25 protein-coding genes are annotated in these 24,208 nt (G+C 29.1%); all 25 read right to left on the minus strand.

Annotation, left to right across the window (positions count from 1 at the left end):
* Positions 1 to 131 precede the first annotated feature (131 nt).
* Positions 132 to 419, minus strand: coding sequence for a hypothetical protein (locus VGE71_RS04805; RefSeq protein WP_331137272.1), 288 nt, complete (start codon positions 417 to 419; stop codon positions 132 to 134).
* A 4-nt stretch (positions 420 to 423) separates the two neighbouring features.
* Positions 424 to 1,572: a glycosyltransferase family 4 protein gene (locus tag VGE71_RS04810; RefSeq protein ID WP_331137273.1), complete on the minus strand. Its 1,149-nt coding sequence runs from the start codon at positions 1,570 to 1,572 to the stop codon at positions 424 to 426.
* A complete protein-coding gene (locus tag VGE71_RS04815) occupies positions 1,572 to 2,954 on the minus strand; it encodes a hypothetical protein (protein WP_331137274.1) in 1,383 nt (460 codons plus the stop codon). Before VGE71_RS04815 ends, VGE71_RS04810 begins: the two co-directional genes overlap by 1 nt.
* Positions 2,941 to 3,840 carry a hypothetical protein gene (locus VGE71_RS04820; RefSeq protein WP_331137275.1) on the minus strand — a complete coding sequence of 300 codons (900 nt, stop codon included), beginning with the start codon at positions 3,838 to 3,840 and terminating at the stop codon, positions 2,941 to 2,943. The genes VGE71_RS04815 and VGE71_RS04820 overlap by 14 nt, the downstream gene beginning before the upstream one ends.
* Complete coding sequence (locus VGE71_RS04825) at positions 3,840 to 5,273, minus strand: MBOAT family O-acyltransferase (protein WP_331137276.1); 1,434 nt, start codon at positions 5,271 to 5,273, stop codon at positions 3,840 to 3,842. Before VGE71_RS04825 ends, VGE71_RS04820 begins: the two co-directional genes overlap by 1 nt.
* 35 nt (positions 5,274 to 5,308) lie before the next feature.
* A complete protein-coding gene (gene neuC / locus VGE71_RS04830) occupies positions 5,309 to 6,442 on the minus strand; it encodes a UDP-N-acetylglucosamine 2-epimerase (protein ID WP_331137277.1) in 1,134 nt (377 codons plus the stop codon).
* Complete coding sequence (gene neuB / locus VGE71_RS04835; RefSeq protein ID WP_331137278.1) at positions 6,435 to 7,475, minus strand: N-acetylneuraminate synthase; 1,041 nt, start codon at positions 7,473 to 7,475, stop codon at positions 6,435 to 6,437. The genes neuC and neuB overlap by 8 nt, the downstream gene beginning before the upstream one ends.
* 21 nt (positions 7,476 to 7,496) lie before the next feature.
* Positions 7,497 to 8,156 (minus strand): acylneuraminate cytidylyltransferase family protein, encoded by a 660-nt coding sequence (locus VGE71_RS04840; protein ID WP_331137279.1) that lies wholly within the window; start codon positions 8,154 to 8,156, stop codon positions 7,497 to 7,499.
* Between the two features lie 4 nt (positions 8,157 to 8,160).
* Positions 8,161 to 9,213 (minus strand): acyltransferase, encoded by a 1,053-nt coding sequence (locus VGE71_RS04845; protein WP_331137280.1) that lies wholly within the window; start codon positions 9,211 to 9,213, stop codon positions 8,161 to 8,163.
* Positions 9,210 to 10,325 (minus strand): glycosyltransferase family 4 protein, encoded by a 1,116-nt coding sequence (locus VGE71_RS04850; RefSeq protein WP_331137281.1) that lies wholly within the window; start codon positions 10,323 to 10,325, stop codon positions 9,210 to 9,212. Before VGE71_RS04850 ends, VGE71_RS04845 begins: the two co-directional genes overlap by 4 nt.
* Positions 10,326 to 10,328: 3 nt before the next feature.
* A complete protein-coding gene (locus tag VGE71_RS04855) occupies positions 10,329 to 11,351 on the minus strand; it encodes a glycosyltransferase family A protein (RefSeq protein ID WP_331137282.1) in 1,023 nt (340 codons plus the stop codon).
* A 1-nt stretch (position 11,352) separates the two neighbouring features.
* A complete protein-coding gene (locus tag VGE71_RS04860; protein ID WP_331137283.1) occupies positions 11,353 to 12,222 on the minus strand; it encodes a glycosyltransferase family 2 protein in 870 nt (289 codons plus the stop codon).
* A complete protein-coding gene (locus tag VGE71_RS04865) occupies positions 12,219 to 13,070 on the minus strand; it encodes a glycosyltransferase family 2 protein (protein ID WP_331137284.1) in 852 nt (283 codons plus the stop codon). Before VGE71_RS04865 ends, VGE71_RS04860 begins: the two co-directional genes overlap by 4 nt.
* Positions 13,071 to 13,084: 14 nt before the next feature.
* Positions 13,085 to 14,026, minus strand: coding sequence for a glycosyltransferase family 10 domain-containing protein (locus tag VGE71_RS04870; protein ID WP_331137285.1), 942 nt, complete (start codon positions 14,024 to 14,026; stop codon positions 13,085 to 13,087).
* Between the two features lie 39 nt (positions 14,027 to 14,065).
* Positions 14,066 to 14,905 carry a glycosyltransferase family 2 protein gene (locus VGE71_RS04875; RefSeq protein ID WP_331137286.1) on the minus strand — a complete coding sequence of 280 codons (840 nt, stop codon included), beginning with the start codon at positions 14,903 to 14,905 and terminating at the stop codon, positions 14,066 to 14,068.
* A gap of 192 nt (positions 14,906 to 15,097) precedes the next feature.
* Entirely contained in the window at positions 15,098 to 16,075 is a 978-nt protein-coding gene (locus VGE71_RS04880) for a glycosyltransferase family 2 protein (RefSeq protein WP_331137287.1), read from the minus strand.
* 54 nt (positions 16,076 to 16,129) lie between these two features.
* Positions 16,130 to 16,933 carry a glycosyltransferase gene (locus VGE71_RS04885; RefSeq protein ID WP_331137288.1) on the minus strand — a complete coding sequence of 268 codons (804 nt, stop codon included), beginning with the start codon at positions 16,931 to 16,933 and terminating at the stop codon, positions 16,130 to 16,132.
* Positions 16,933 to 17,874, minus strand: coding sequence for a glycosyltransferase family 2 protein (locus VGE71_RS04890; RefSeq protein ID WP_331137289.1), 942 nt, complete (start codon positions 17,872 to 17,874; stop codon positions 16,933 to 16,935). The genes VGE71_RS04885 and VGE71_RS04890 overlap by 1 nt, the downstream gene beginning before the upstream one ends.
* Positions 17,871 to 18,773, minus strand: coding sequence for a glycosyltransferase family A protein (locus VGE71_RS04895; RefSeq protein WP_331137290.1), 903 nt, complete (start codon positions 18,771 to 18,773; stop codon positions 17,871 to 17,873). The genes VGE71_RS04890 and VGE71_RS04895 overlap by 4 nt, the downstream gene beginning before the upstream one ends.
* A 6-nt stretch (positions 18,774 to 18,779) precedes the next feature.
* On the minus strand, positions 18,780 to 19,700 hold the full coding sequence (locus VGE71_RS04900; RefSeq protein WP_331137291.1) for a glycosyltransferase family 2 protein: 921 nt from the start codon (positions 19,698 to 19,700) through the stop codon (positions 18,780 to 18,782).
* Positions 19,697 to 20,251, minus strand: coding sequence for an acyltransferase (locus VGE71_RS04905; protein WP_331137292.1), 555 nt, complete (start codon positions 20,249 to 20,251; stop codon positions 19,697 to 19,699). Before VGE71_RS04905 ends, VGE71_RS04900 begins: the two co-directional genes overlap by 4 nt.
* Before the next feature lie 51 nt (positions 20,252 to 20,302).
* Positions 20,303 to 21,376 carry a DegT/DnrJ/EryC1/StrS family aminotransferase gene (locus VGE71_RS04910; RefSeq protein ID WP_331137293.1) on the minus strand — a complete coding sequence of 358 codons (1,074 nt, stop codon included), beginning with the start codon at positions 21,374 to 21,376 and terminating at the stop codon, positions 20,303 to 20,305.
* Positions 21,376 to 22,149 (minus strand): FkbM family methyltransferase, encoded by a 774-nt coding sequence (locus VGE71_RS04915; RefSeq protein WP_331137294.1) that lies wholly within the window; start codon positions 22,147 to 22,149, stop codon positions 21,376 to 21,378. Before VGE71_RS04915 ends, VGE71_RS04910 begins: the two co-directional genes overlap by 1 nt.
* 4 nt (positions 22,150 to 22,153) lie before the next feature.
* The gene (locus tag VGE71_RS04920) at positions 22,154 to 23,425 is read right to left on the minus strand and encodes an ABC transporter ATP-binding protein (RefSeq protein ID WP_331137295.1); all 1,272 of its coding nucleotides are present in this window, start codon (positions 23,423 to 23,425) and stop codon (positions 22,154 to 22,156) included.
* 50 nt (positions 23,426 to 23,475) lie between these two features.
* Positions 23,476 to 24,208 (minus strand): ABC transporter permease (locus VGE71_RS04925; protein ID WP_331137296.1); only part of this gene is annotated, 733 nt, incomplete at its 5' end.

Raw genomic sequence — 24,208 nt, forward strand, 5'->3', positions numbered from 1 at the left:
ATATCCATTGCCCTATGAGATAAATTAGTTCCTAAATTAAAATAATCTATCATCCGAACAAATTCTGTTCTATTTTTACTGTTAATAATATCTTTTAAATTAAATTTTGACAATAGGCACAATGCTTTATATTAAAAATTAACTTGAAAATTAAGAGGGTTTACATTTTTTGTATAATTGACTTTCAACAATGATCTTTTAAAATAGAAGTCATATTTTTCTGAATTATCTATAAAAACATTATTATCAGAATAATCAAAAAAAATTACTTTTTCATTAACATGAAGAACTGCTCCACCAGTCATTATCTTATTGTTAAAAACAATATTAAAATCTAAATTTTGTTCTTCGCAGTAATACATTACCGAGTAAATCAGCATATTATGATGAGAAGTCCAATTCGATAATTCCAGTTTCATTTAATTAGGTCATTTTGTTTGTGTAAAAATCAACATTTTGACGTACAATGTTTTCAAGTTCATATTTTTTACATGCAAAATTCCGGGCTTTTTCGGCCATTACTTTTGCTTTATCTACATTAGAAAATGCCCAAATAATTTTTTCAGCAATATCTTTTGGATTATAAGGATCGCATAAAAGTCCTGTAACAAAATCTTCAATTGCTTCTGGTCCAGGGCCAAATTTAGTAAAAACAACAACTTTCTGCATCGCCATGGCTTCTGGAGCTACCAAACCTTGCGTTTCCATATGTGATGGAAAAACACATACTGAAGCCTGTGCATATACTTTCGGAATATTATTATATGAAATTAATCCGTGAAAATGAATATCGTTTGCTAATTCTCCTAATTGTGGTATTTCTTTTTCTTTCAGCATTTCTATATAGGAACTCCCATTTGAAAAAAACCAATCTCGACCATAAATCTCAAGAGTTGCATCTGGAAATTGTTTTTTCACAAAAGGAAAAGATTGAATTAATTGACGCACTCCTTTCTTTTCGCAAACTGTACCTGCAAAAACAATTCTGTTTTTGTATATTTCTGTACTTTCTTTTGGCTTAAAAAAATCTGTATCTACAGGATTACTTATATAGGCAATTGGCTTATTATCATAACTTAAATATTTCTCGGTATGATTTTTAACATAATGAGAAACTGCAATAAAAGCATCACTCTTTCTAAAAGATCTTCTTTCCTGAAAACCTTTCCATTTATTAATTTTCCTTTTCTCGCTTTCTGCAAAAAAATGATGTCCACCATGAAGCCTAATAATATATTTTACAGCTTTTATTTTGGATAAAAAAGCAAAACCAAGCTCAGAAGATTCAATAATCTGAATTGGATTTTGTCGATGTATTTCCTTAATTTTTGAATTGATTGCCTTGGAATTAAAAAACCACGAAAATCCTTTTATAGTAGTTCGCTTTAATCTGTAAACATTTACGCCTTCAACATTTTGAATTTCAGTTTCTTCAGTGTAATTAATTCCTACTACAGAAATAGTATGTCCGTTTTTGACCAATGCAGTAGCCAGTGTCTTAACAAAACTGCCAATTCCGCCATGTGGAAATCCTTCTTTTGGATATTCATTAGTTAAGAAACAAATATGCATTATGAATTGATTTTAATTGCGTGTTGTATTTTAGTAGAAGAACTGTTATAATCTTCTAACACAACCTCTTTCCATTTGATCATTGTAGGACTGCAACTTTTCTTAAAAGAAATTTTACTAACTATTTCCTCTTTATTGTTTAACCAAACAACAGCGTCTGGATCTGGCATACTTTTAAAATGCTGATAGCTATAAATTGTTTTCACAGACCAATTATATACTGTTTTATCTTTCTGATCGTAATTAATGAAGACACATGGTTTATTAAACATTGCAAAATCAAAAGCCATCGTCGAACCAACATTTACAACAATATCAGAGTAGAAGGCTGTACTGACCAATAATTTGACATCTTCAAGAGTAGGATAAACCGAATTCCATTCACTAGATTTACTAAAATACCATAATGGTGGTACTTCTTTAATTAAATCTTTATACTGACTAACAACATCATCAAATCTACCTGAAAAATCAACTGGACAACGTCTTAATAAAATTTGATATTCATGTTGTAAACCAGCTTTTGTAATTTCTTCAGCTATATCTTTTAAATATTTTGGATCATCTGGAGAAGTTTTAGTATCATCACCAGAAAAACAAATAATCTTTTTATTTGGGTCTAAATTATACTGCTGATAAAAAACTTCTTTACTAATTATATTTTTAACATCATCATAAAACTCAAATTGGGGAGTTCCAGTGACATTAATCTGATTTGAGTCAATTTCAGGATAAAATAAATTTAGCTCCTTCTTCATGTATTCTGACCACACGAAATAAGTATCAGCCTTTAAAGCCATTCGGGCCTTTGGCAAATTGTCCCAAGAATAAATTACAGTTGTTGTTTTAATTCCTAAATCAGTTGCTGCAGCAAATATTGTAGCGGCATTTAAAGCTCTTTGATGTGAGCAAAAAACTACATTAGGTTCAGTTTTCTTTAAAATATCTTTCACCTGATCATAAAAAGAATTTTTACGAATAGCTTTCTGATATTTTTTTTCCAGATTTAAAATACTGGAATATTGTTTAAAAAACGGAGCTAAAAACTCAATTGTTTTATAAAATACTTTTTTTGAAAATGTTTTTTGATTCCAATTCCAATTCGTCAATAAAGTTGGATTATTGACTTTTGAGTTATTATAATGCAGTCTTGCAAGACAAATTAACTCTCTCAAGAATTTCTCTTTTACAGATTCTTGATATTTAGGAATTTCAACCTCCTGATTTAATGAAGTGTTTTGTTGTATTGCTTGAATCGTTTCAGGATCGAAATTATGAAACAGAATCAAATCTTCATTTAAATGGTTAAAGACATTCGAATACAGATAATTCCGAATTCCCACTCCATCTGGAAATAACAACAAAATTTTACTTTTCTCCATTACCTTTTGTTTCAAAAAAATCTTCTAATATTCTGGCTGTAAAAATCTTAGCTCCTGCATCGCTCATATGTCCGCAAGATGCAAAATATTTATCTTCTACAACCACATTTTCATAATTATGAATTTCTGGATATGCTTTTTTTACCTTATCAAAATAATTCATCCCTTTAACATTTTCGCACATGGGAGTCATAATTGCAATAAAATTTATATTATGTTTTTTACAAAGACTTTTTATTTCTTCATAGTATTTATTATGTGGCAATGGATTTAAATTGACAATATTGTTTTTCATATTGCCATTTTTATGTTTTTGCAAAGGATAATATCCCAAATTATCTAGAGCGTTAGTTTTTTCGTTTAAAGCAATTTTGTAAACTTCCCTAAAACCAATTTTCCCATCATACTTTACATATCTGTAAAATGGAATATAATACAATTCGTTAAAATTTTCTTGAGAAACAAAATGCTCTTTTATAGTTTCAGAATTATGAATGTATGGTAAAAATTTTGCTGAGACTCCATCAGATTCCTTATCGTTAGAAAGATTCAAATCGGCTTCGAGTATTATATTTTTTATTTGGTAATTTCTTTCGAGCATTAATTTCAACATCAACGATGCTTCGAATAAATGTCCTCCACTCATTCCGTAATTAAATGTTTTTAATCCTTTGTCTTCAAACATTTGTGTTACAAAATGATTGTTTGCTCTAGAAGATCCCAGAATAACAACATCGTATTTCTGAGAATTGGAATTAAAAACGCTCTCAATTTTCCCTCTTTCATGAGATTGCATAAAGACATAAGTGTAGATTCCATCTAAAAGAAATGCTATTAACACAGTCATAAAAACAATAGCCGCTGTATAAATTAAAAATTTCTTCATTAAAACTGAAAGTATATAAATTCTTTATAATCTGAAAAAGTTCCAAAAGCCATTATGGCTAAAATGGCTAAAGCTATTTTTAACATGCTCATTTTTCCTGAAAGTGGTTCTATTTTTGAACGATTATTCCATTCTATTAAAACAAAAACCACGATCATTAGTAACAATTCATAACTATAACGTTCGTTATCCAGATATTGAAAACTAAAATCTTTACTTGTTATAATGCGTTTTAGATACAAAACGGCATCTGTTATTGTTCTTGCTCTAAAAAAGACCCAAGCTATACAGGTCAATAAGAATGTATAGAATATACTTGCTAATACTTTTATAGAATCAAAATTAAATTTCAACCGAAATGTATCCATATTGTTTCGATTACTGTTTGATAAAAGTAAGGGTAGAAAGTATATAGCATTTATAAATCCCCAGGCAATGTATGTCCAATTTGCTCCATGCCAAAAACCGCTGACTACAAAAATGATAAATGTATTTCTGATTTTCATTAACAATCCGCCTTTACTTCCTCCTAAAGGAATATATAAATAATCCCTAAACCAGGAAGAAAGTGAAATGTGCCATCGACGCCAAAACTCAGCTATATCTCTTGAAAAATATGGATAATTGAAGTTTCGCAACAAGTCTAAACCAAACAATTTTGAAACTCCTAAAGCAATATCCGAATATCCTGAGAAATCTCCATAAATCTGAAATGCAAAATATATTGCGCCCATAATAAGCGAAAAAGAATTCATCGAAGTATAGTGATCAAAAATAGCATTGGCATAAGTAGCGCAGGTATCTGCAATAACCACTTTTTTGACTAATCCCCAAACTATTTGATAAACTCCTTCTTTAGCAGTCTGAAAATTAAATTCTCTTTTTACTTTTACTTGTGGCAATAAATGTGTTGCTCTTTCTATTGGTCCTGCTACTAAAAGCGGAAAATAACTAACAAAAAGAGAATAATCAACGAAATTGTATTCGGCTTTTATACGTTTATAATAGATATCAATTACATATGATAATCCATGAAAAGTATAAAATGAAATTCCCACTGGCAGAATCACATTTAAAAGTATTGGGCTTGCTTTAAATCCTACTGAAGTCAATAATTCTGCAAAAGAAGACGCAAAGAAATTGTAATATTTAAATACACCTAAAAAGCCAAGATTTACAGTAATACTAAGCCAAAACCAAAATTTTCGACTTTTTTCTGATTTGCCTTTTTCAATCTGAATTCCAGTGTAATAATCTAAAAAAGTTGAAAAAACCAACAAGAATAAAAATCGCCAGTCCCAGCACGAGTAGAAATAATAGCTTGCAATAATCAGTAAAGCATTTTGTGTGCTTTTGTTTTTATTAAAAACAAACCAATACAAAAAGAATACTATTGGTAGAAAAATAGCGAAAGCTATAGAATTAAAAAACATAAATATTTTAAAGTGTCATTGATAAAATAAGATACTTATATATCTCTAAATTGTTTTTGGTGATTGAGCTGCCAAATTTCGTTTTTCTTTAATGATTGTAGAAATAATTCGCTGCTATCTCCAGATCCAAAATCATTATTGGAAGTATTAATTTTATGAGAATCTATTTTTGAAAGGGCTTCATTTATATTTTCTTTCGAATAATCAACATTCACAATATCTGCATGAACAGCCCTATTTTGCTGACGTGTTCCAATATTTATAATTGGAATTCCGTAATATGGAGCCTCACGAATTCCGGCGCTGCTATTACCGATTATGAATTGGGTATTTTTCAATAAGGTTAAAAAATACTCAAATCGAAGTGAAGGAAAAACTCTAAATCTATTATTATTTTCTAATCTTTTAAATTCGTCCAAAATAAATTGACTTCCTAAATCATTATTTGGATAAATAACAACATAATTATGATTGTCACTTAATAAACACTCGACAAAATCAGTCGCATATTTTTTCATCGAAACAAATTCTGTAGTTACTGGATGAAACATTACAACTGCATAATTTGCGAATGGAATTTCATAATATTTTTTTACTGTTTCTAAAGACGGTAGATTTTCTGAAAACATAATATCTATATCTGGAGAACCAATTGTAAATATAGATTCTTCAACCTCTCCCATTTGAAGCAATCTTTTCGCCGCTTCTTTGTTCGAAACAAAATGAATATGACTTAACTTACTAACACTATGACGAATGAGTTCATCTACAGTTCCTGAAATTTCTCCTCCTTCAATATGAGCCACTAGAATATTATTTAAAGATCCGACTATAGCGCCAGCCAAAGTCTCGACACGATCACCATGAACCACAATCATATCTGGGTTTATTTCTTTAGAATAGTTAGAAAGCCCTTCAATGGTTTTTGCCAATGTCAAATCCATTGTAGTTTCATGGGTATGATTTTCGAATGTAAATACATTTTTAAAATTACAACGTTCAATTTCTATCAGAGTGTAACCATATACTTCCTGAAGATGCATACCAGTTACAAAAACAAAAACCTCAAATTCTGACTCTTTTTCAAGGGTTTGAATCAAGGATTTTATTTTACCAAAATCTGCACGTGTTCCTGTTAAGAAAAGGATTTTTCTAGGAGAACTACTCAAAATCAGTAAAATCTAATTGTTCGTCATTTTCAATATCTCGTGATGCAGTTTTACCAATTAAATCATTAAAATGTTCGGCCAAAATTTTACCTGTACCCGGTCTTTTTACCCAAATATTTTCTTTAGATAAAACTTCGCCTTTTTTTATTGGTTTAATAGTACAAACTGTTGCAAAAGCAAAATCAATAGTAACTTGTTCTTCGAGAGCAGGTTTTTTAGTTCCGCCTCTCATCAAAGCAATTTCAGCACTTGATACAATAAGTTCTGCACACGCTTTTTCATCCATACTGCAGATAATATCTGGCCCTTGTCTCTGCATATGATCTGTAAAATGTCTTTCTAAAATGCTAGCTCCCAAAGCAACCGCTCCTAAACAAGCATTATTGTTCAATGTATGATCGCTTAACCCAAATACTTTGTCTGGAAAAGCTTCATGCAATTCTGTCATTGCTCCAAAACGCACTAAGTGAATCGGTGTGGGATAAAGATTTGTAGTGTGTAATAAAACAACAGGCACATTATATTTATCAAAAATAGCCACCGCTTTTTGAATACTCTCAATTGTATTCATACCTGTACTTAAAATTACAGGTTTCCCAAAAGAAGCAATATGTTCTAGAAGCGGATAATTATTACATTCTCCCGAACCAATTTTATAAGCTGGAATATCAAACTTTTTTAATCTTTCGGCTGCTGCCCTAGAAAATGGAGTAGAAATAAAAATCATTCCTTTACTTTCTACATAATTCTTTAATTCTAATTCTTCCTCTTCATTTAAAGAACACCTTTCCATAATTTCATAGATAGAAACATCTGCATTTCCTGGAATTACTTTTTTAGCAGCTCCCGACATTTCATCTTCAACTATATGAGTTTGGTGTTTTACAACCTCAACACCTGCTCTTTGAGCTGCATCAACCATTTCTTTGGCTACTTGTAAAGAACCTTCATGATTAATTCCGATTTCGGCAATAACCAAAGGTGGAAAATCTGGCCCAACTTTACGGCCTGCGATTTCAATATGTGGATTCATTAAATTCTTGATTTTTTGGGGTTACTTCTTTTGATAAAGATATCTTGCGTAATCTAAATCGTCTGGATTATCAATATCTACCTGCGCAAAAATATGATTTACTTCGAAAGGAAAAGCATTTTCTGAAATAATTATATTTTCACAAATTAAAGCCGCTCTTGTAATGTACAACAATCCATTTTCTGAGAAAAGCGGTTCTAAATCTTGGCTTCTCTGACCTATTGAATAATTAAAAGGTTTAAATCTATTATTTTCGATCTTTCCAAATTTTTGATGATTTCTTGAAACGGTAAATAAACTATCGAAGTTATTGTCTTTAAACATTGCAAAAGCTTCTTTTAGCAAGTTTTTTGGTCGAAATGGATTTGTTGCTTGTAATAAAACAACATTTTCTACATCAGATTCAATTGATTCCAAAACATGTTTTAAAGCTGAGACTGTTGGCTCCAAATCTCCTGAAATTGATTCTGGTCTATCAATAACTTTTGCTCCAAATTGGAGAGCTATATTTTTTATTTCTGAATTATCTGTAGATACATAAACTTCATCTATTAAATCCTTATTTTCCTGAGCATATAATATAGAATGAGCAAGTAATGGAAATTCTCCCAAAAGCTGAATATTCTTTTCTGGAAGGCGTTTTGAACCGCCTCGAGCTGGAATTATGGCGATAGTTTTCATTATTTTATTGTAGTTTATGTTCTAAAGATATTCTTTTGATCTTCAATCTTTCCTGAATTGGTTTCTCAACATAAAGATATAATACAGAAGATATTATTATTAAAATTATAAGTTGTAATAAAAACACAACCGTGACATCATTTATATGCAAATATTTTTTAATGGTGTAAGCGCTAAATAGTGAATAAACAGGAAATTGCAATATGTATATTGCATAACTAATTTCACCTAAAAAGACAAAGCTTTTTTTCTTGAATATTCTACTTATAAATCCAGTATTCAAAGAAATTACAATTATTAAAGGAATAAAAAGAACTGCTAATAATCCGTTATGAAAATTTATTGAAGATTTAAGAGCAAAGAAAATCAGTACTGTTAATATTAAAATAGGCACATCATAATTTCCTTTTTTATTTTGAAGTTTATGTACAAAAATAAATCCTGCTAGATTTCCTATAAAAAACTCATTTAGATGCATTATCGGAGAATACATTAAAAAATCTTTCAAATTGCTTTCTTGTTCATAAGTTGAGAAAAGAGATAGAAATACAATTTGACTCACAATCCAGAATCCAATAATAAGCACCGCTATTTTTTCGATTTTTACTTTTTTAAAGATCCTATTAAAAATAAAAGGAAAAAGGATATAAAAAATCAATTCTACAGAAAGTGACCACCCTGGCGGATTACAACTAAGAACATAACCAGGTATCCAGGCTTGAATCATAAAAATATTAAAAATCAATCCTGTTAAATCAATATTTTTAGTTCGAATTTGTAAAAAAAGAACAATAAGTATGGCTAAAAAATACAACGGATAAATTCGAGCAAATCTGTTTCTCAAATAATCTCTAGCAGAAAGAGAAGTTTTATTACCATAAGCCAGCATCATTACAAAACCTGATAATATAAAAAAGTAACTAACACAAACATCTGCATTAAAAAATAAAGATCTAACGATATCATTATTGAAGAGAAAACTTTTTTTGCCAAAATGAAAAATCACAATAGAGATTGCCGCCAGAAATCTGGTAAATGTTAATTGTTCTATTTTCATTTTCTTATTGTCATTTGTAATCGAAATTTTGCTTCTTCAATAATTGTATTCATACCGTTTCTCCATGATTCGATAGAATATAAATCTTTATTTATTGCTGTAACTTCAAACTTATTCTCCAAAAAATCGTTCATTGCATCAACCCATTCTGAAACAAAATGCGGATTTTCTATTAACGTGCCCAATTTCCCAAATTGTAAAACTTCTGGAACCCCTCCAAGAGCAGATGCAATACAGTAATTACCACAATGTAAGGCTTCTATTAAACTAAGTCCAAAACCTTCTTGCCAGAGCGTAGGAAAAAGATAACAATCTGATGCCTGAAGATACTGAGGTAAGTCATGATTTGGAATTCTTCCTAAAAACCTTACTCCATCAATATTTTCAGTTCTTTCGCATCCTATAACCAGCAAAACAACGTCTTGTCTCGATTCATAGATTTTTCTCCACGCTTCTAAAACGATATGCAGTCCTTTCTTTGGTCTGTCTTGTGAACACCAAACAAAAACTTTTTTATTTTCTAAATCTAATTTTCTTCTTAAATTTTCTTTGTCAAAAACAGTAGCTTTTACAAACTTCGTAGTGTCAATTCCGTTATGAAGAACAGAAAAATGACATGGTAGAACATTAATCGTCCTTTTAAATTCTTTATAGCTGTCGTGGGTCAGGACAATTAATTCATCAATCAATTCATAAAAATCAATACCCGAATTTACTTTTGTGTAGGGAGAAAAACCATGATAAAAAAACTGTATGTAACAATTGTTTCGAATTTGTTTTGAAATTAAATAATCATGAAGTGGTTTGACCAAACCGTAATTATCCACAATCTGAATTATATATTTTCTATCTGACTTAACAATCTTAGTTAAGCCCTTAAAATATTCCTGTTTTTTTTTCTTAAAAATTTTACTCTGTAGCTTTGTAAAAAAAGAGATGCTTGTAAAATTATATTCTACAGAGTTGTATTTTTTTTCTGGCTTAGGACAAATGACATAATTAATCTTATGATCCTTTTCGAGGTAATCATTATACAAAGTTGTCCAACTTCCCATTTTTGAATATGGAAGTGGTACCTGAGAAATTAATATGACCTCTATTAAATCCTTCATTTTTTATTTGTAATTTATTGCTTCCTCGTTTGAAAGTCCTTTATATTTAATACAATATTTCCAGATTTTTTTTTGAGTTATGATTTTTGAAAATAGTTTATTTTTAATAAAAAGCTCCCATTTTGAAAACCTCACTTTTTTCAAAATAATTGGTTTATCTACCGAGAAATCATTTGGCAATAATACATCTAGAGTTTCTTTCATCCATTTTTCTTCTACATTCCCAAGATGATAGGCAAAGTTGTCTTCTGTAGAAAGCCTCCACATTCCTTTTTCAATTACAGGAGTATCTAGTAATTTACTTTCGCTGTTTCCTCCCAACATGAAATTCGAATATTTTAAATTATTATTTTCAAACACTTCCTTTCTATACGTTGTAACAAAATGTCCTGCTCCAACTACAGCTTTGGCATCTTTATTAGAAACCGTAAGATATTTTTCGAGGTGCGTTTGGTTGTAAAAATCCGGATTTCCAACACTCTTAGCGAATAAGTTTAAAGCTTTTGGATTTTTAACTTTTGAAAAGAAAAGAGATTTTGAAAAAAATAAATCAAACCAAATATTAGAAGTATGATTTTTTAGAGAACGCGAAGAAGGAGTTGGACAAACTGCTCCCGTTTTAGGGAAATTTTCAAACACTTTATACGTTTCTTCTTGCCAACTATTTAAAAAAAGCACATCGCAATCTGACACAGTTACGAAAGAAAAGTCATGTCCTGAAATACCTTTTAAAATGGCATTCAGTTTTCCTATATTAGTAGAATGAATAACTTCTTGTATTTTTCCTTTTTGATGTAATTCATTTAAATAATCAACTACATCTTGGCTGCTTCCATTGTTTACTAAAGTTACAAACGTTTTAGGATGGATTGTTTTGAACAACGATTCTAAACAATATTTTAGAATCTGGAAACTATCCTTAAAATATCCTTCACTATTAGGAATATAGACAGGAATAATTACCTGATGAAAAAACTCAATCGGCAACTGTACTTTATCTTTATTTGGATTAAAACCTACTCGCACTCTACAGATTAAAATAATTTTTTAAACAATACACAGGTCTAACATAAAAATCAAATTTATTGATAACAACTGGTTGATTCAAAAATATCTGATTCCACTTTTCTATTGCACTTTTCAATAATCGAATCGAAATCTTATATAAAACAAATGGATTTTTGATACCCATCATTTTAAAATTGTCATACATTTTCTTTTCAATTCCTATATATTTTTTTTGTTGCAATGACAATCTTTCTGGATTATCATATTCTCTATAAAAAGCTAATGGTTCATTAATGTAATGAATTTTATGTCGATAAAACATACGCTGATAAAAATCGACATCTTCTCCTACTTTAATACTTTCATCAAACATTAAATCTGGCTGAAAAACTTTTTTCCTTATTAACGGAGTTGGCGATTTAACTACCCAAACCCCTAATGCATTCCAAAAAACAAATCCAGAACGCTTATTAGCTTTATTATGAGTGGCACCGTATGTTTTTCCTGTAAGTTTACCATTCTGGTCTACCACAGCAACTGAAGAATGAACACAATCAACTAAAGGATTTTCTATCAATATTTTTACTTGTTTTTCAATTTTAGATTCTTCCCAAAAATCATCATCGTCTAAAAATGCAATAAATTCACCTTTTGCATGTTTAACTCCATAATTTCTGGCTGATGATAAGCCTCCATTTTCTTTGTATAAATAAGAGCAATTTGAAAATTTTTCACAAATAACAGCTGCATAATCTATATTCGAACCATCGTCAACAACTAAAATTTCAATACAATCATAAGTTTGATTATAGACACTTGAAATGGTTTCATGAAGATATTTTTCACGATTGTAAGTACTGATAATTACCGTAACTAATGGCTTTTTCATTTTTTAACTATATTTTTGACCCATCTTAAAGGAGCCAAAAAAAATGTTCCTATTTTAAACTCGAGAGAGTTCTTGTATTTTATCTCATTCCTTTTATTTCGCTGTGCTAAAGAAGTCAAAACATTTATCGTTTCTGAAAAATTTTCTCGATAAAGTTCAATATGTTTATTAAAAATGTAATTCAGATTTGTTTCTCTATGATACATTTTAGAGTCCTTAGACATAGACGTTTTTTTTTGCCTATAGTTAAATAAGTACTCTGGAATAATGTAAACATCATTGCATTTTTTGGTTAGGTTAATCCAGAATTCCCAATCCTCAAATCCATTTTTCATTTGTTCATCATAACCTCCTATTATTTGCCAGCACTTCCTTCTATATAGTGCAAATGAAACACAGTTATTTTCAAAAAGAAAATTTTTAACACCACCACCAATAGGCTCATGAAATGATATTATCTGATTTTCATTTATAAATATGTTACAATAACTTGAAACTACGCTTATTTTTTGATCATCATTTAAAATTTTTACTGCCTTTTGCAAAAAACTTTTATCAAATGTATCATCAGAATCAATGGTAAGAATATAAAGGCCTTTTGCTTTTTCTATACCCAAGTTTCTGGCAGCACTTAATCCTTTATTTTTCTGTGTAACAAGTTTAATTTTTTCATGGATTATTGTTGACAGGACTTTTTTCGTCTCTACGTCTGATCCATCATCAACGATAATAATTTCAAAGTCCTGAAAACTTTGATCCAAAACAGATTTTATAGTCTCCTGAATATAATTTTTATCATTATAACATGGAATTACGACACTAACTATTGGATTTTTATCTGTTATCATCTAAGAATTTTAATTTAGTACTTTAAAAATCTTTTCATTTTTTTTTTAGCGCTTTTTAATTTTATTTTTAGATAATATACTTTACCTAAATATGTCTTTGAAACAGGTTTTGTTTTTGAATGCAAAAGATCTTCAATCTTTGTTAAGATCTGTTTTCTTTCTGTAATCCAATCTTCTTTTTCATCTGCAAAAACAGGTTGGGAAATCATCTTCACACCTAAATCAAAATCTTGATCGATTTCAAGTAGTTTTTTAATTAATTCATCTTCAGAATTAAAATCATCATAATTTATAAATCTAGTAGTATTAAAATCTTTATGAACTTTTTTATTTCCCCAATAAATTGGTATACAATCTGTAAAAATGGGCTCTACAATTTTCTCGGTAGTATATCCGTCTTGTGATTCATTTTCAAAAGAAAAAACAAATTTATAATCTTTTATAAACTCTATTTTATCTTTTACTCTGCCTCCTACATTGTTCAAGACTTTTCCGCCAGAATCAACCTTTTTAATTTGAGATAACTTATTAAAAAAATCTATTCTTCTAGTTGCTTTGGGATTTGAAACAATCATACAGCAGAATTTTGTTTTTTGAGACCAAATTCTTCTGTATTCTTCGTCTGTTTTTTTACTTTCAAGTTTATTGATCATTTTATGATCGTCAATATACAAGAGATATAATGGTAATCTAAAGTGGTTCTTTCGTTCATTAAATCCAAAAGAAAATGCTAAATCACATGCTAAAAAATCAGGTTGTATATTTTCTCCTGTAAAAAAAATTTTTTTGCATTTATATTTTAAATGACCAAAACCAAAACAAGAATAGAAAATGAAATCTGGATTTACAGAATCGATTATGATGTTGTAATTTTCTGACAACAGATTATAAAAATAATTATTATTTTTAATTAAATCTGGCCAAAAATCTACAAAATCAATTTTTATATCTCTCATTTATTTTTATTAAGGAACTATAATCTAAATTATATTTTTTTACGGTTTTACCTCTAAGATGTCTCTCAATCTTTTTTTAGAAAATATCTTTATATAAACCCTAAAAAACAATGAAACTAACTTTCTCCCAAACCAAGTCGTTTCCATTTCTTTTAACATTTTAAAGCGATTTGAATTTACGAATCCTCTATTTTCAGTCAAATTTTCGTAATCTAGAATAAACCCATTAAAATACTCTTTCATTACTAAACTTCGTTCTTCAGAATAATCTTCTCTCGAACTTATTCCATCTAAATAAAATGTTGAAAGAGTTTCTTCAACCTTCAAATAAGTACAATTATGTTTGAATAAAGCTAAGATGAAAAATTTCCAATCTGAGACAATTTTGAAATCCTCATCATATAAACCTACAATATCAAACAATTGTCGTTTTATAAAAGTTGACGGATGTGGTAATGAACTTGTATATAAATCAGAAAAAAACAAATTGGTCGGCGATTTGGCTATTTTAGAAACTCCATTTCTTACCATTTGTAGATTAAAACAGATTAAGTCTTTCTCCGTTAGAAAATGATGATTTAATTCGAGTGCTTTTTCATTAAAGAAATGATCGCCGCTATTTAAGAAAAGTAAATATTCTCCTGTCGCCGCTTTTATGCCTTTATTCATTGCATTGTAAATCCCTGAGTCTTTTTCGCTTACCCAAAAATCTAAAAAATTTGTTTGAGATTCTAAATATTCTTTAGTACCATCTTCACTTCCTCCATCGATAACGATATATTCAAAAGCCTGCCAAGTCTGATTTTTCACACTTGTGACAGTTGCCATTAATCCTCCTAAATTATTATAATTGATTGTGATTATAGAAATCTTATACATTACATCTTTTTTAAACGTTCTCCAATAACAACCTCCTGCTACATCTCTAAAGTCTTCGGGACTTACCCCAAGAGAAAAAATACAAACTTTTTCTCATGATTTTAGAATATCTTATTTGTAAATATATTGATATTGTGCTTTAACGATATCTATTATTTATTGTGATATAAATTTATATATCATTAATAAATTTTATTGCTTCTGTTTTTCATGTTCAAGAAAAACTTTTCTTGATTTTAAAATCTTTTTTGTTGGTTTATGAAATGTTATCGAAGTCCTATTTAAGATTTCTAGAAAAGAAGCCAATTTCATACGGTTTTTTTCCAATAAAAATATCGTCAAAAGAGATACAATTTTAAAGAAAGACATTCTTTTTCTTTTCAATAATTTGATAATGAAATCATAGTGATTTATAGCAGTATGCGATTGAGCGAAACCTTGATTCAGTTTTTTATTGTATTCAATCGTTAATCGAAATTCTTCAATAAAGTGACTGAAAATTAAACGCTCATTATAATACAAATGTTTACCTACTATTAAATACCATTTACATATTTCAGAATCGTCGCCAGCTTGTAAATCAGATCCTTTTCTGCCAGTTAGAGAGCCGTTAAATCCTGCGTTATACAATGACTGTATTTCATTTTTTCTAACTACCATTCCAGAGCCCCATATATAACCTCTACTACTTACATCACCACTTTCTAAAGCCTGTACTCCCACAGCATAATCTCCCTGATATGTCGAAAACCAATCTGGAAATTCTACAGAACTAACAGCTATTCCTTTTCCTCCCAAAACACCAACTTCAGGATATTTTTTCATAAAGTCAAAAGCAATTTGCAAATAGTTTTCGTCTAACCAATTATCATCATCACAAAAAATAATCAATTCTCCTTTTGCATGATCTATTCCCTTTTTGCGTGCATGAGACAAACCAGGATCAGGTTCTGAAACTACTCTAAACTTAATATTAGACTGCAAATCTTCCCAAGTACTTTTAGCAAATTCAGATGTATGATCACTAGAATTATTATCTACTAGCAAAATTTCGTACTTAAGGTCTTGTTGCACATTTTGTCTTGCTAAGTGTTCTAAAGTTGGTTGCAACCGATCTGCACTATTATAGCAACACAATACAATTGTAATATGAAATTCTTCGAGTTCCATTAATAAAGTATAGTTTTAATATTTTTTAGCAAGAAAATTAAATTTTAGAGGATGTTATTTTTTTAATGATTCTTTAAGCGCTGACAATATTTTTCTAAAATATTTAAAGTTTAAGTTTTTTGATATTCCTTTCTCATACATAATTGTGAAACCTTTTCTATATTCTCCAGCTCTTAAAAACTTAAATTCATTGTACACAATCCAAGAACCTACCCATAAGTGTACCGCATAGCTTTCTTTTTGGATATACTCTTTATAATTTAAAATATCCTTTTTGTATTTAAATGGAAATGGGTAAAACACATTGACCGGGTAAATGGAAATATTTTTTAGTTGAATGAATTGATCAAAATCTTTATAAAAATTAAACTCATTTCTAAGAATATTAGTAATTTTTAAAGTTATAATAAAATCATTCCAGACAATTTCGTTGTTAAAATTTACTCGATTATAACTTATTAAGCATTTTTCTATAAATCCATTATACTTTATCGATCCAATAATACCACAACTAACAATATCATTCTGCTCAGCGCCAAAAAAACATTCGTTATCGAGGAAATCATTTAGAGATTTCAGAAGCATCATATCTGTATCCAAATAAATCCCACCGTACTCATATAAAACCTTTAATCTAATATAGTCTGATACGAAAGCCCATTTCTCTAATCTATATGCCTCTTTTACAAAAGGATGACTTAAATCAGAATTTTTCTCGTTCCATTGTATAATTTCATAATCTGGTAAATATTTTTTCCAAGATTTAATACAATCCCTAACCAATTTTGGTTTTCTTTTTTTACCAAACCAACAGTAGTGAATAATCTTAGGAATTACATTTCTATTTTCAATTTCCATCAGTTACTATTTTGCTTATTATTTGATGAATCTTTTTTAAAAATGTAATTCAAAATGGTATTAAGTAAATCTTTAAATTTCTTAAATCTTATTTGTAACGAAATTAATTTTAGAAAGAACCAATAACTATTTTTATCACTTTTTGCAATTGCTTCTTTCAAAAACACTTTATGTCTTTCTATAACAAAATTTCTAATCTGAATATTTTTTGTTACTGATTTTGGAAGTATTTTTAATTGTTTGTTTCGTGCTAAACATTCCGATTTTAATTCTTCAATATTGAAATGTTCAATTTGTTTTGATAAAGAGTGACTATGAAATCGATATCCAAAAACTGGTAAATCCAAAAATTTAATATTTATACTTTGGCAAATCATTCTAAGATTAAAATCCCAATCATCCAAATACCTAATTTGTTCATCAAACAATTCTTTTTGTTTCTCTAAAAAACTTCTTCTCCACATTGGACCAGAAACATAAAACGTAATATTTCCTACAAAGTAATCCTTTAAAACATTCCCTGATGATAATATTGTATTCTCAAATAATTTTAATCTAGATAAAGAATCAAATATTTCACATTTTGCAATAACACAATCAACATTGTCATTAAAATTTTTAAGTCTTAAATCTATAGCGTTTTCAAACAAGATATCATCGCTGTCAAACCAGTTTATAAAAACTCCTTTGCTTTTTTCAAATCCATAATTTCTACATGAATTAGGACCTTTTGTTTTATTTTGTGGTCTGATATAATACTGAAACCGATTATCTGACTCAAGAAATTTTTGCAAAACTTCTTTTGTATTATCAGTTGAACCGTCATCTACTATAATACACTCCCAGTTTTGATAAGTTTGTGCAATTATAGAGTTTAATGTTTCGCTAATTAAGTTTGCTCTATTATAAGTTGGAATTATGATTGAAACTAAAGGATTCATGATTTCATTATTGAAATTAGGATTCTCCTAATAAGTTTTATAAAGGAAACAACTTTAAAATTAACGCTGTATTTGCATGTTAACAATAACCATTCATTTTGGGTTAATTTTCTGGTTTTCTTTATAAGAATTTCGTATTCCATTAATAATTCTAATGCTTGTTGTTTAGAAAATCCTCCTAGCTTTTCCTTAATTATTTTTTTATAAAACTGTATTGTTGCAAGATTTTTTAGCTCTTGATTATTGTCCATTCCTGACAAACTCAAATCTGAAAAACCAATATTTATTACACTTTCATTTATTGTAAATATTGGTTTTTCTTCAGAAAACTCTAGCCAGGCCCAATCATCACTATGCCAAGCCAAGGGAAAATTATAAAACCTTTTTTTGTTATAAACTGACCTTTTAAATATGTATTCAGACAAAGAACTTCTTGTTAAACCTTTAAATCTTCTAAAGTAAGAAAGTGAAGCTTTTTCCCAAACAGGATGTGAGTAAACTTCTGAAGCTTCCATTTTTTTATAATTTTGAGAAACTGTTGCAAATCGAACTACATTGCTCTTTTCTTTGAAGACATTGAAGTTCTTATAGAATTCTTCTACAACATTGTTACCTAATACATCATCATCTCCTAAAATCATAATCCATTCCTCATTCAATGATAAATCGATGCAGCGTTCCCATTGTTTTATTAAGGAATCTTTTCCAATATTGGTCTCAAACTTATGATAATCATAATCAAACTGTCCTTTGAATTTTTCTAATACTTCAATTGGATCTTCAATACTATTGTCATTTCCGATATAAACTTTAAATCTCTTATCAGTTTGATTAGCTAAGGATTCTACTGTTTGTTCAAAAAATGTAAGTTTATAATATGGAATTACAATAGCTAACATCCTTAGTTAATTTTTACTCTTTAATCTTTTTACTATTCTTCTAACTATTTTTCTAGGCGATCTATAATTAAGTTTCACTATTTTAAAAAATTTGAAAAAAACATGATCTGAGACAAACTTGTTTTGGTAAATATCATGGATAGATTTTTCTAAATATAAAACTGTATCTAAATGACGTTTAAAAATAATTTTATTTATTTCCTCTTCTTTGAAATAGGATAATAAGCAAGTAAATAATTTTAAGTTTGCTTTAGTAATACTTAATTCTGAATTTTTCGAAAAAACACCTACACCATATCGATATACTGCCATTTCTGAGTCAATACATTTCAATTTTCCGTGTTGAGCAAGGATCATGTATAAAAAATAATCTCCAATTGGGGTTTGTTCAAATTCAAAAGGGAACTTGTTTATTATATTTCTAAAAACCACAGAAGGAGTATGAATATAATTACCAAATTCAGCCAAGGTTGCAATGCTTTCATAATTGTTAGGCACTTTGGTAATAAAATCGTTCTCTAATTCTCCCTTTAGATTTAAAATTTTTACTGGATGAAAACAAAGTACATAATCTTTATTTTTTTCTAAAAAATCTACCTGTTTTTTTAGTTTATGTGGATCTATCCAATAGTCATCTCCTTCACACATCGCTATATATTTGCCTTTACATTGTTGCATGGCAAAAATAAAATTAGGCATCATGCCTAAATTCTTTTCATGATTAAAATACTTAATTTGAAAATTTTCAGGTTTTTTTTTAATTATTTGCTTAATAACGCTATCAGTCTCATCGGGAGAACAATCGTTTGCTATGATTAATTCAACCTCAAATTCGCATTGTTGCATCAATACACCTTCGATAGCTTGATCAATAAATTTTTCCTGACCATAAGTAATCATTACAATACTTACAATTGGTGCATTCATTTCAATAAGGGTAAAAAATCTAACATTTTTTTCTCTCTCTTTTTGACAAATCTTAATGGAGATCCAATATAGATACTCCAAGAGTTCAGATTTTTTGAAACTAGAGAAAGTGCTCCCACTGCCACACCTTCTTCAATCGTAACTCCTGGCAAAATAACACAACTAGCACCAATAATACTGTGGCTTTCAAAAAAAACAGGCCGATTATCTACATTTTTAAACTCATTAGGAATAGTTGGACCAGTTAAGTAATTTCCTGAATAATCATCACTACTAGAATAAACTGATGTTCTTGAACTTATACCAACAAAATCATTAATTTTAATTAACTCATTTCCAATTAAAGAAACATAACAGGCTATGTGTACATAACTACCAATCTCAATTCCTTTTTCTCCAGCCGATATGATACAAAAGTCATCAATCCTTACATTATCGCCAATAGATATATTTTGAGGGTTGTAAATTGAAGCTTTGTCAGATATCAAAACATTTGTCCCTAATTTTTTTAAGCCCAATTTTTGTAGATCTTCTTGTCCTAAAAATGCCATATTAATATATTTAAAATCTTAACTATTCAATCATTACAAATGTATATTCTGTCAAAGACTTTTATTTATTGTTTCTACAATTATTTTTAAAATCTCTTTTTCTATTCCAAAGTATAATGGCAAACATAAAACCCTAGAAGAAATACTTTCTGATATTAACATTGAAGAACTCTTTAAATATTCAATTTTATTTAATGATGGGTAAAAATAGCGTCGAGGAAAAATTTCAATTTCATTTAATTTTTTTTCTACTTTAAGCAGTATTTCTTCACTTTTAAAAATAATTGGATAATAACTATAATTCCATTGAGTATTCTCTCTCAATTTCAAAATTTGAATCTTTGACAAGTCTAAATTTGAATTATAAAAATCAACTATTTTTTTTCTTTCCGAAACGATATTTTTTACATAAGGCAAAATTGACAATCCCATTGCTGCTTGTAATTCAGACATTTTTCCATTAATTCCTAAACCATGAAAAGCTAATGGTCCATCGTGTCCAAAATTATGACTATAAAATAACTGATGTAGTAAATCTTTATCAGATGTAAACATTGCGCCACCTTCACCAGTATGAAATAGTTTTGTTGCGTGAAAACTACAGGTACTTACATCTCCATAATTAAATAAAGATTTTTCTTTGTAAGTTACATCAAAAGCATGTGCAGCATCATAAATCACTTTCAAATTATACTTTTGAGCTATTGTTTCTATAACTTCTACATTACAAGGATTACCGAAAACATGTGTTGCTAAAATTGCTGTAGTTTTATCAGTAATCGCATCTTCGATCTTTGTTTCATCAATAGTTAAATATTCTGGATGAATGTCAACAAAAACTGGCGTACAATTTTCCCAAACAATAGAAGCTGCTGTCGCCACGTAACTAAATGGAGTAGTAATAACCTCTCCTTGCTTTCCTAACAATTTTAAAGCTATTTGTAGCGGAACAGTTCCGTTATTTGTAACAATAACATTAGTGATATTCAAATATTCTTTTAATTTTTGCTCTAACTCCAGTACAAGTTCTCCTCTATTTGTAAGCCATTGTTTTTCCCACGCTCTTTTTAGCTGTTCAGAATATTCTTCGAAAGGAGGCAAAAAGGTCTTTGTTACATTAATCATTATATGATTCTTTGTGAGTCAATAAATCCACCTTTTTTCACGAAAACAAGTTCTACAAGCCATAACACTTTTAATTGAAATGGTCTATTCAAATCGGTTATCTCAAATAATCTATAACCGTTTTCATCCATGAAATTTATTATTTTTATAAAGCTGTTATCAAATTCTTTATTAACGATTCCTGCTTCTATCATAAATATTTCAGTTTTACCAAAAAAGCTATCGGCTCCTTTCAACACTTCAATATCTAATCCTTCTGCATCAATTTTAATAATATCAGGAATTGGAGTTTCATTTTCTTGAAGTAATTCATTTAAAGTAACGACAGGAATTTCCAATTGTTGAAATCCTTCTTCAAGCGCTTCCTCCTTTGTATATCTGAAAGAACAACTGTCATCTCTGTCAACAATCGTAAAAAGAAAAGATCCTTTTTTTTCACCAGCACCAACTGCATGAAATTTAACTTTCGGATTTACATCTAATATATCCTTGAAAGAGTTTTTTAACCATTCTTGTGGCTCAAGCAAAGTAAAATAAGCTTCTGGAAAATGCTCTAATGCTTCACGTGTCCATGTTCCGTGATTAGCACCAACATCAACAATATGTTTAGGATGAAAATTAAAAGCTTTTAAAGTATTATAAAAATTAAATAATAAATAACCTTTATCGTTTACATTAACCAAATCGATACTTTTTGTATTTCCTATTTTAGTCAAATTGTAACCAATTTTTTTTAATAACAATTTGACCGTACTTTTAATTCTCTTTTTCATATAATTAACAACTTTCAATTGACCAATCAAATTTCGGCTTTATAAAACCTGGTTCACGTCCCATCCACGAGCCAATAGATCTTTCTCCTTCCTGAACGACAAATGAAATAATATCTTTTTCTACAAAAAGAGTAGTTTTCGAATTTTCAATTATATATAATGAAAGATAATAGGTACCAATATTTAGAAATCCTTTAGGCAAAGTACACTTAATCTTATTTACTCCTTTATTTAATTTAATTTCATTGTTTATATGCGAAAAAGTAAAAAGAGGTTCTCCGGAATCATTATTTAAAACGAAAGTTAAATGTAATTTTTTTGAGTCATCTTTTAAAGTAAACAAAGTATACATTTCAATTTGTTGATATTCATCCAATGCATCATCTGATGATTTTCCCAGTCCGTTCAAACTAATTTCATGAATTGTAAATTCTTTTTTATCAAACTCAGAAGAAAAAACTTTTTTGTTCATTGATTCTGAATCCTGAGTTAAGTAATAATTAATGGCACTTTCTACACTTCCTATCATTGCAACTTTTCCATGCATCAAAACCAATCCTTTTGTACATAAACTTTTTACTGCGGCCATATTGTGACTCACAAATAAAACTGTCCTTCCTTCTCCTTTTGAAATGTCCTGCATTTTTCCAATTGCTTTTTTTTGGAATTCAGCATCTCCAACAGCCAGAACCTCATCTATTACTAAAATTTCAGGTTCCAAAAAAGCAGCCACTGCAAATGCCAAACGAACAGTCATTCCAGAACTATATCTTTTTACTGGAGTATCAATATAACGCTCACACCCAGAAAACTCTATAATTTCGTCTAATTTAGAATTTATTTCTTTTTTGGTCATTCCTAAAATAGCACCATTTAAAAAGATATTTTCTCTACCTGTCATCTCACCATGAAAACCAGTTCCGACTTCCAATAAAGAAGCTATTCTTCCACGAGATTTGATACTTCCCACTGTAGGAGCAGTGACTTTGGAGAGTATTTTTAAAAGTGTAGATTTTCCAGCACCATTTTTTCCAATAATACCCAAAACTTCTCCACGTTCAACCTCAAAGTCAATTCCCTGTAAAGCCCAAACATATTCAGATGTTCCTTTAGTAGAACGATCGTTTGTGTCCCCAATTTTCAAATACGGATTTTCTTTGCCGCGTACTGCGTGCCACCATCGATTTAAATCATGACTTAACGTACCTGTTCCGACTTGACCTAAACGATATTGTTTAGAAACATTCTCAACTTTTAGAATAATATCTTTTTCCAACTTTACTATAAATTATTAAGACTTTAAATAAATTTTACACATCATTACTACTACACTGTATCAATAAAACTTTTTTCAGTTTTATTGAAAACCAAAAGACCAATAAAAAATATTAAAATCGTAATGCCAAAAGTATATAACAAGCCTAATATTGAAATTTCACCAATGCCAAAAAGCATATAACGTGCAGTTTCGATAATGTAAGCCAAGGGATTAAACTCAACTATCCAACCGTAACTTGGCAATTTTGCTTTAATTAATTCCATCGGGTACATTACTGCAGACAAATACATTAATAATTGTATACCAAAAACAACTAAATAGCTAAAATCTCTATATTTTGTTACCATTGATGAGATTAACATTCCTAAACCTAATCCTAAAATTCCCATATTAAGGATGAGCAACGGAAAAAAAATGCTCAAAGAATTTATGTTTAAAACATGTCCCTTAAAATAATAAAAAATAAAAAATGCTATAAATATTAAAAACTGAATTCCAAATTTGATCAAATTAGAAATTACTACAGAAAGAGGTGTAATAATTCTCGGAAAATATACTTTCCCAAATATTCCTGCATTTGACTTAAATGTATCTGAAGTTCCATTTAAACAGGAAGTAAAATAGTTCCAAACAGTAATTCCTGCTAAATTAAACAGAAAAGGAGGAACCGAACCTGTATTAATCCCAGCCACGTTATTAAATATTATAGTGAAGGTTATTGAAGTAAATAGTGGCTGAATTAGATACCAAAGCGGACCTAATACTGTTTGTTTATAAACT

The organism is Flavobacterium sp., assembly GCF_036405015.1.
In the GTDB taxonomy this organism is placed as follows: Bacteria; Bacteroidota; Bacteroidia; order Flavobacteriales; family Flavobacteriaceae; genus Flavobacterium.

Excerpts from the sequence above, each read along its gene's own strand:
- VGE71_RS04805 (WP_331137272.1), bottom strand. The coding sequence starts at position 419 with ATGAAACTGGAATTATCGAATTGGACTTCTCATCATAATATGCTGATT.
- VGE71_RS04810 (WP_331137273.1), bottom strand. The coding sequence starts at position 1,572 with ATGCATATTTGTTTCTTAACTAATGAATATCCAAAAGAAGGATTTCCA.
- VGE71_RS04815 (WP_331137274.1), bottom strand. The coding sequence starts at position 2,954 with ATGGAGAAAAGTAAAATTTTGTTGTTATTTCCAGATGGAGTGGGAATT.
- VGE71_RS04820 (WP_331137275.1), bottom strand. The coding sequence starts at position 3,840 with ATGAAGAAATTTTTAATTTATACAGCGGCTATTGTTTTTATGACTGTG.
- VGE71_RS04825 (WP_331137276.1), bottom strand. The coding sequence starts at position 5,273 with ATGTTTTTTAATTCTATAGCTTTCGCTATTTTTCTACCAATAGTATTC.
- neuB (WP_331137278.1), bottom strand. The coding sequence starts at position 7,475 with ATGAATCCACATATTGAAATCGCAGGCCGTAAAGTTGGGCCAGATTTT.
- VGE71_RS04840 (WP_331137279.1), bottom strand. The coding sequence starts at position 8,156 with ATGAAAACTATCGCCATAATTCCAGCTCGAGGCGGTTCAAAACGCCTT.
- VGE71_RS04845 (WP_331137280.1), bottom strand. The coding sequence starts at position 9,213 with ATGAAAATAGAACAATTAACATTTACCAGATTTCTGGCGGCAATCTCT.
- VGE71_RS04850 (WP_331137281.1), bottom strand. The coding sequence starts at position 10,325 with ATGAAGGATTTAATAGAGGTCATATTAATTTCTCAGGTACCACTTCCA.
- VGE71_RS04860 (WP_331137283.1), bottom strand. The coding sequence starts at position 12,222 with ATGAAAAAGCCATTAGTTACGGTAATTATCAGTACTTACAATCGTGAA.
- VGE71_RS04865 (WP_331137284.1), bottom strand. The coding sequence starts at position 13,070 with ATGATAACAGATAAAAATCCAATAGTTAGTGTCGTAATTCCATGTTAT.
- VGE71_RS04870 (WP_331137285.1), bottom strand. The coding sequence starts at position 14,026 with ATGAGAGATATAAAAATTGATTTTGTAGATTTTTGGCCAGATTTAATT.
- VGE71_RS04875 (WP_331137286.1), bottom strand. The coding sequence starts at position 14,905 with ATGTATAAGATTTCTATAATCACAATCAATTATAATAATTTAGGAGGA.
- VGE71_RS04880 (WP_331137287.1), bottom strand. The coding sequence starts at position 16,075 with ATGGAACTCGAAGAATTTCATATTACAATTGTATTGTGTTGCTATAAT.
- VGE71_RS04885 (WP_331137288.1), bottom strand. The coding sequence starts at position 16,933 with ATGGAAATTGAAAATAGAAATGTAATTCCTAAGATTATTCACTACTGT.
- VGE71_RS04890 (WP_331137289.1), bottom strand. The coding sequence starts at position 17,874 with ATGAATCCTTTAGTTTCAATCATAATTCCAACTTATAATAGAGCAAAC.
- VGE71_RS04895 (WP_331137290.1), bottom strand. The coding sequence starts at position 18,773 with ATGTTAGCTATTGTAATTCCATATTATAAACTTACATTTTTTGAACAA.
- VGE71_RS04900 (WP_331137291.1), bottom strand. The coding sequence starts at position 19,700 with ATGAATGCACCAATTGTAAGTATTGTAATGATTACTTATGGTCAGGAA.
- VGE71_RS04905 (WP_331137292.1), bottom strand. The coding sequence starts at position 20,251 with ATGGCATTTTTAGGACAAGAAGATCTACAAAAATTGGGCTTAAAAAAA.
- VGE71_RS04910 (WP_331137293.1), bottom strand. The coding sequence starts at position 21,376 with ATGATTAATGTAACAAAGACCTTTTTGCCTCCTTTCGAAGAATATTCT.
- VGE71_RS04915 (WP_331137294.1), bottom strand. The coding sequence starts at position 22,149 with ATGAAAAAGAGAATTAAAAGTACGGTCAAATTGTTATTAAAAAAAATT.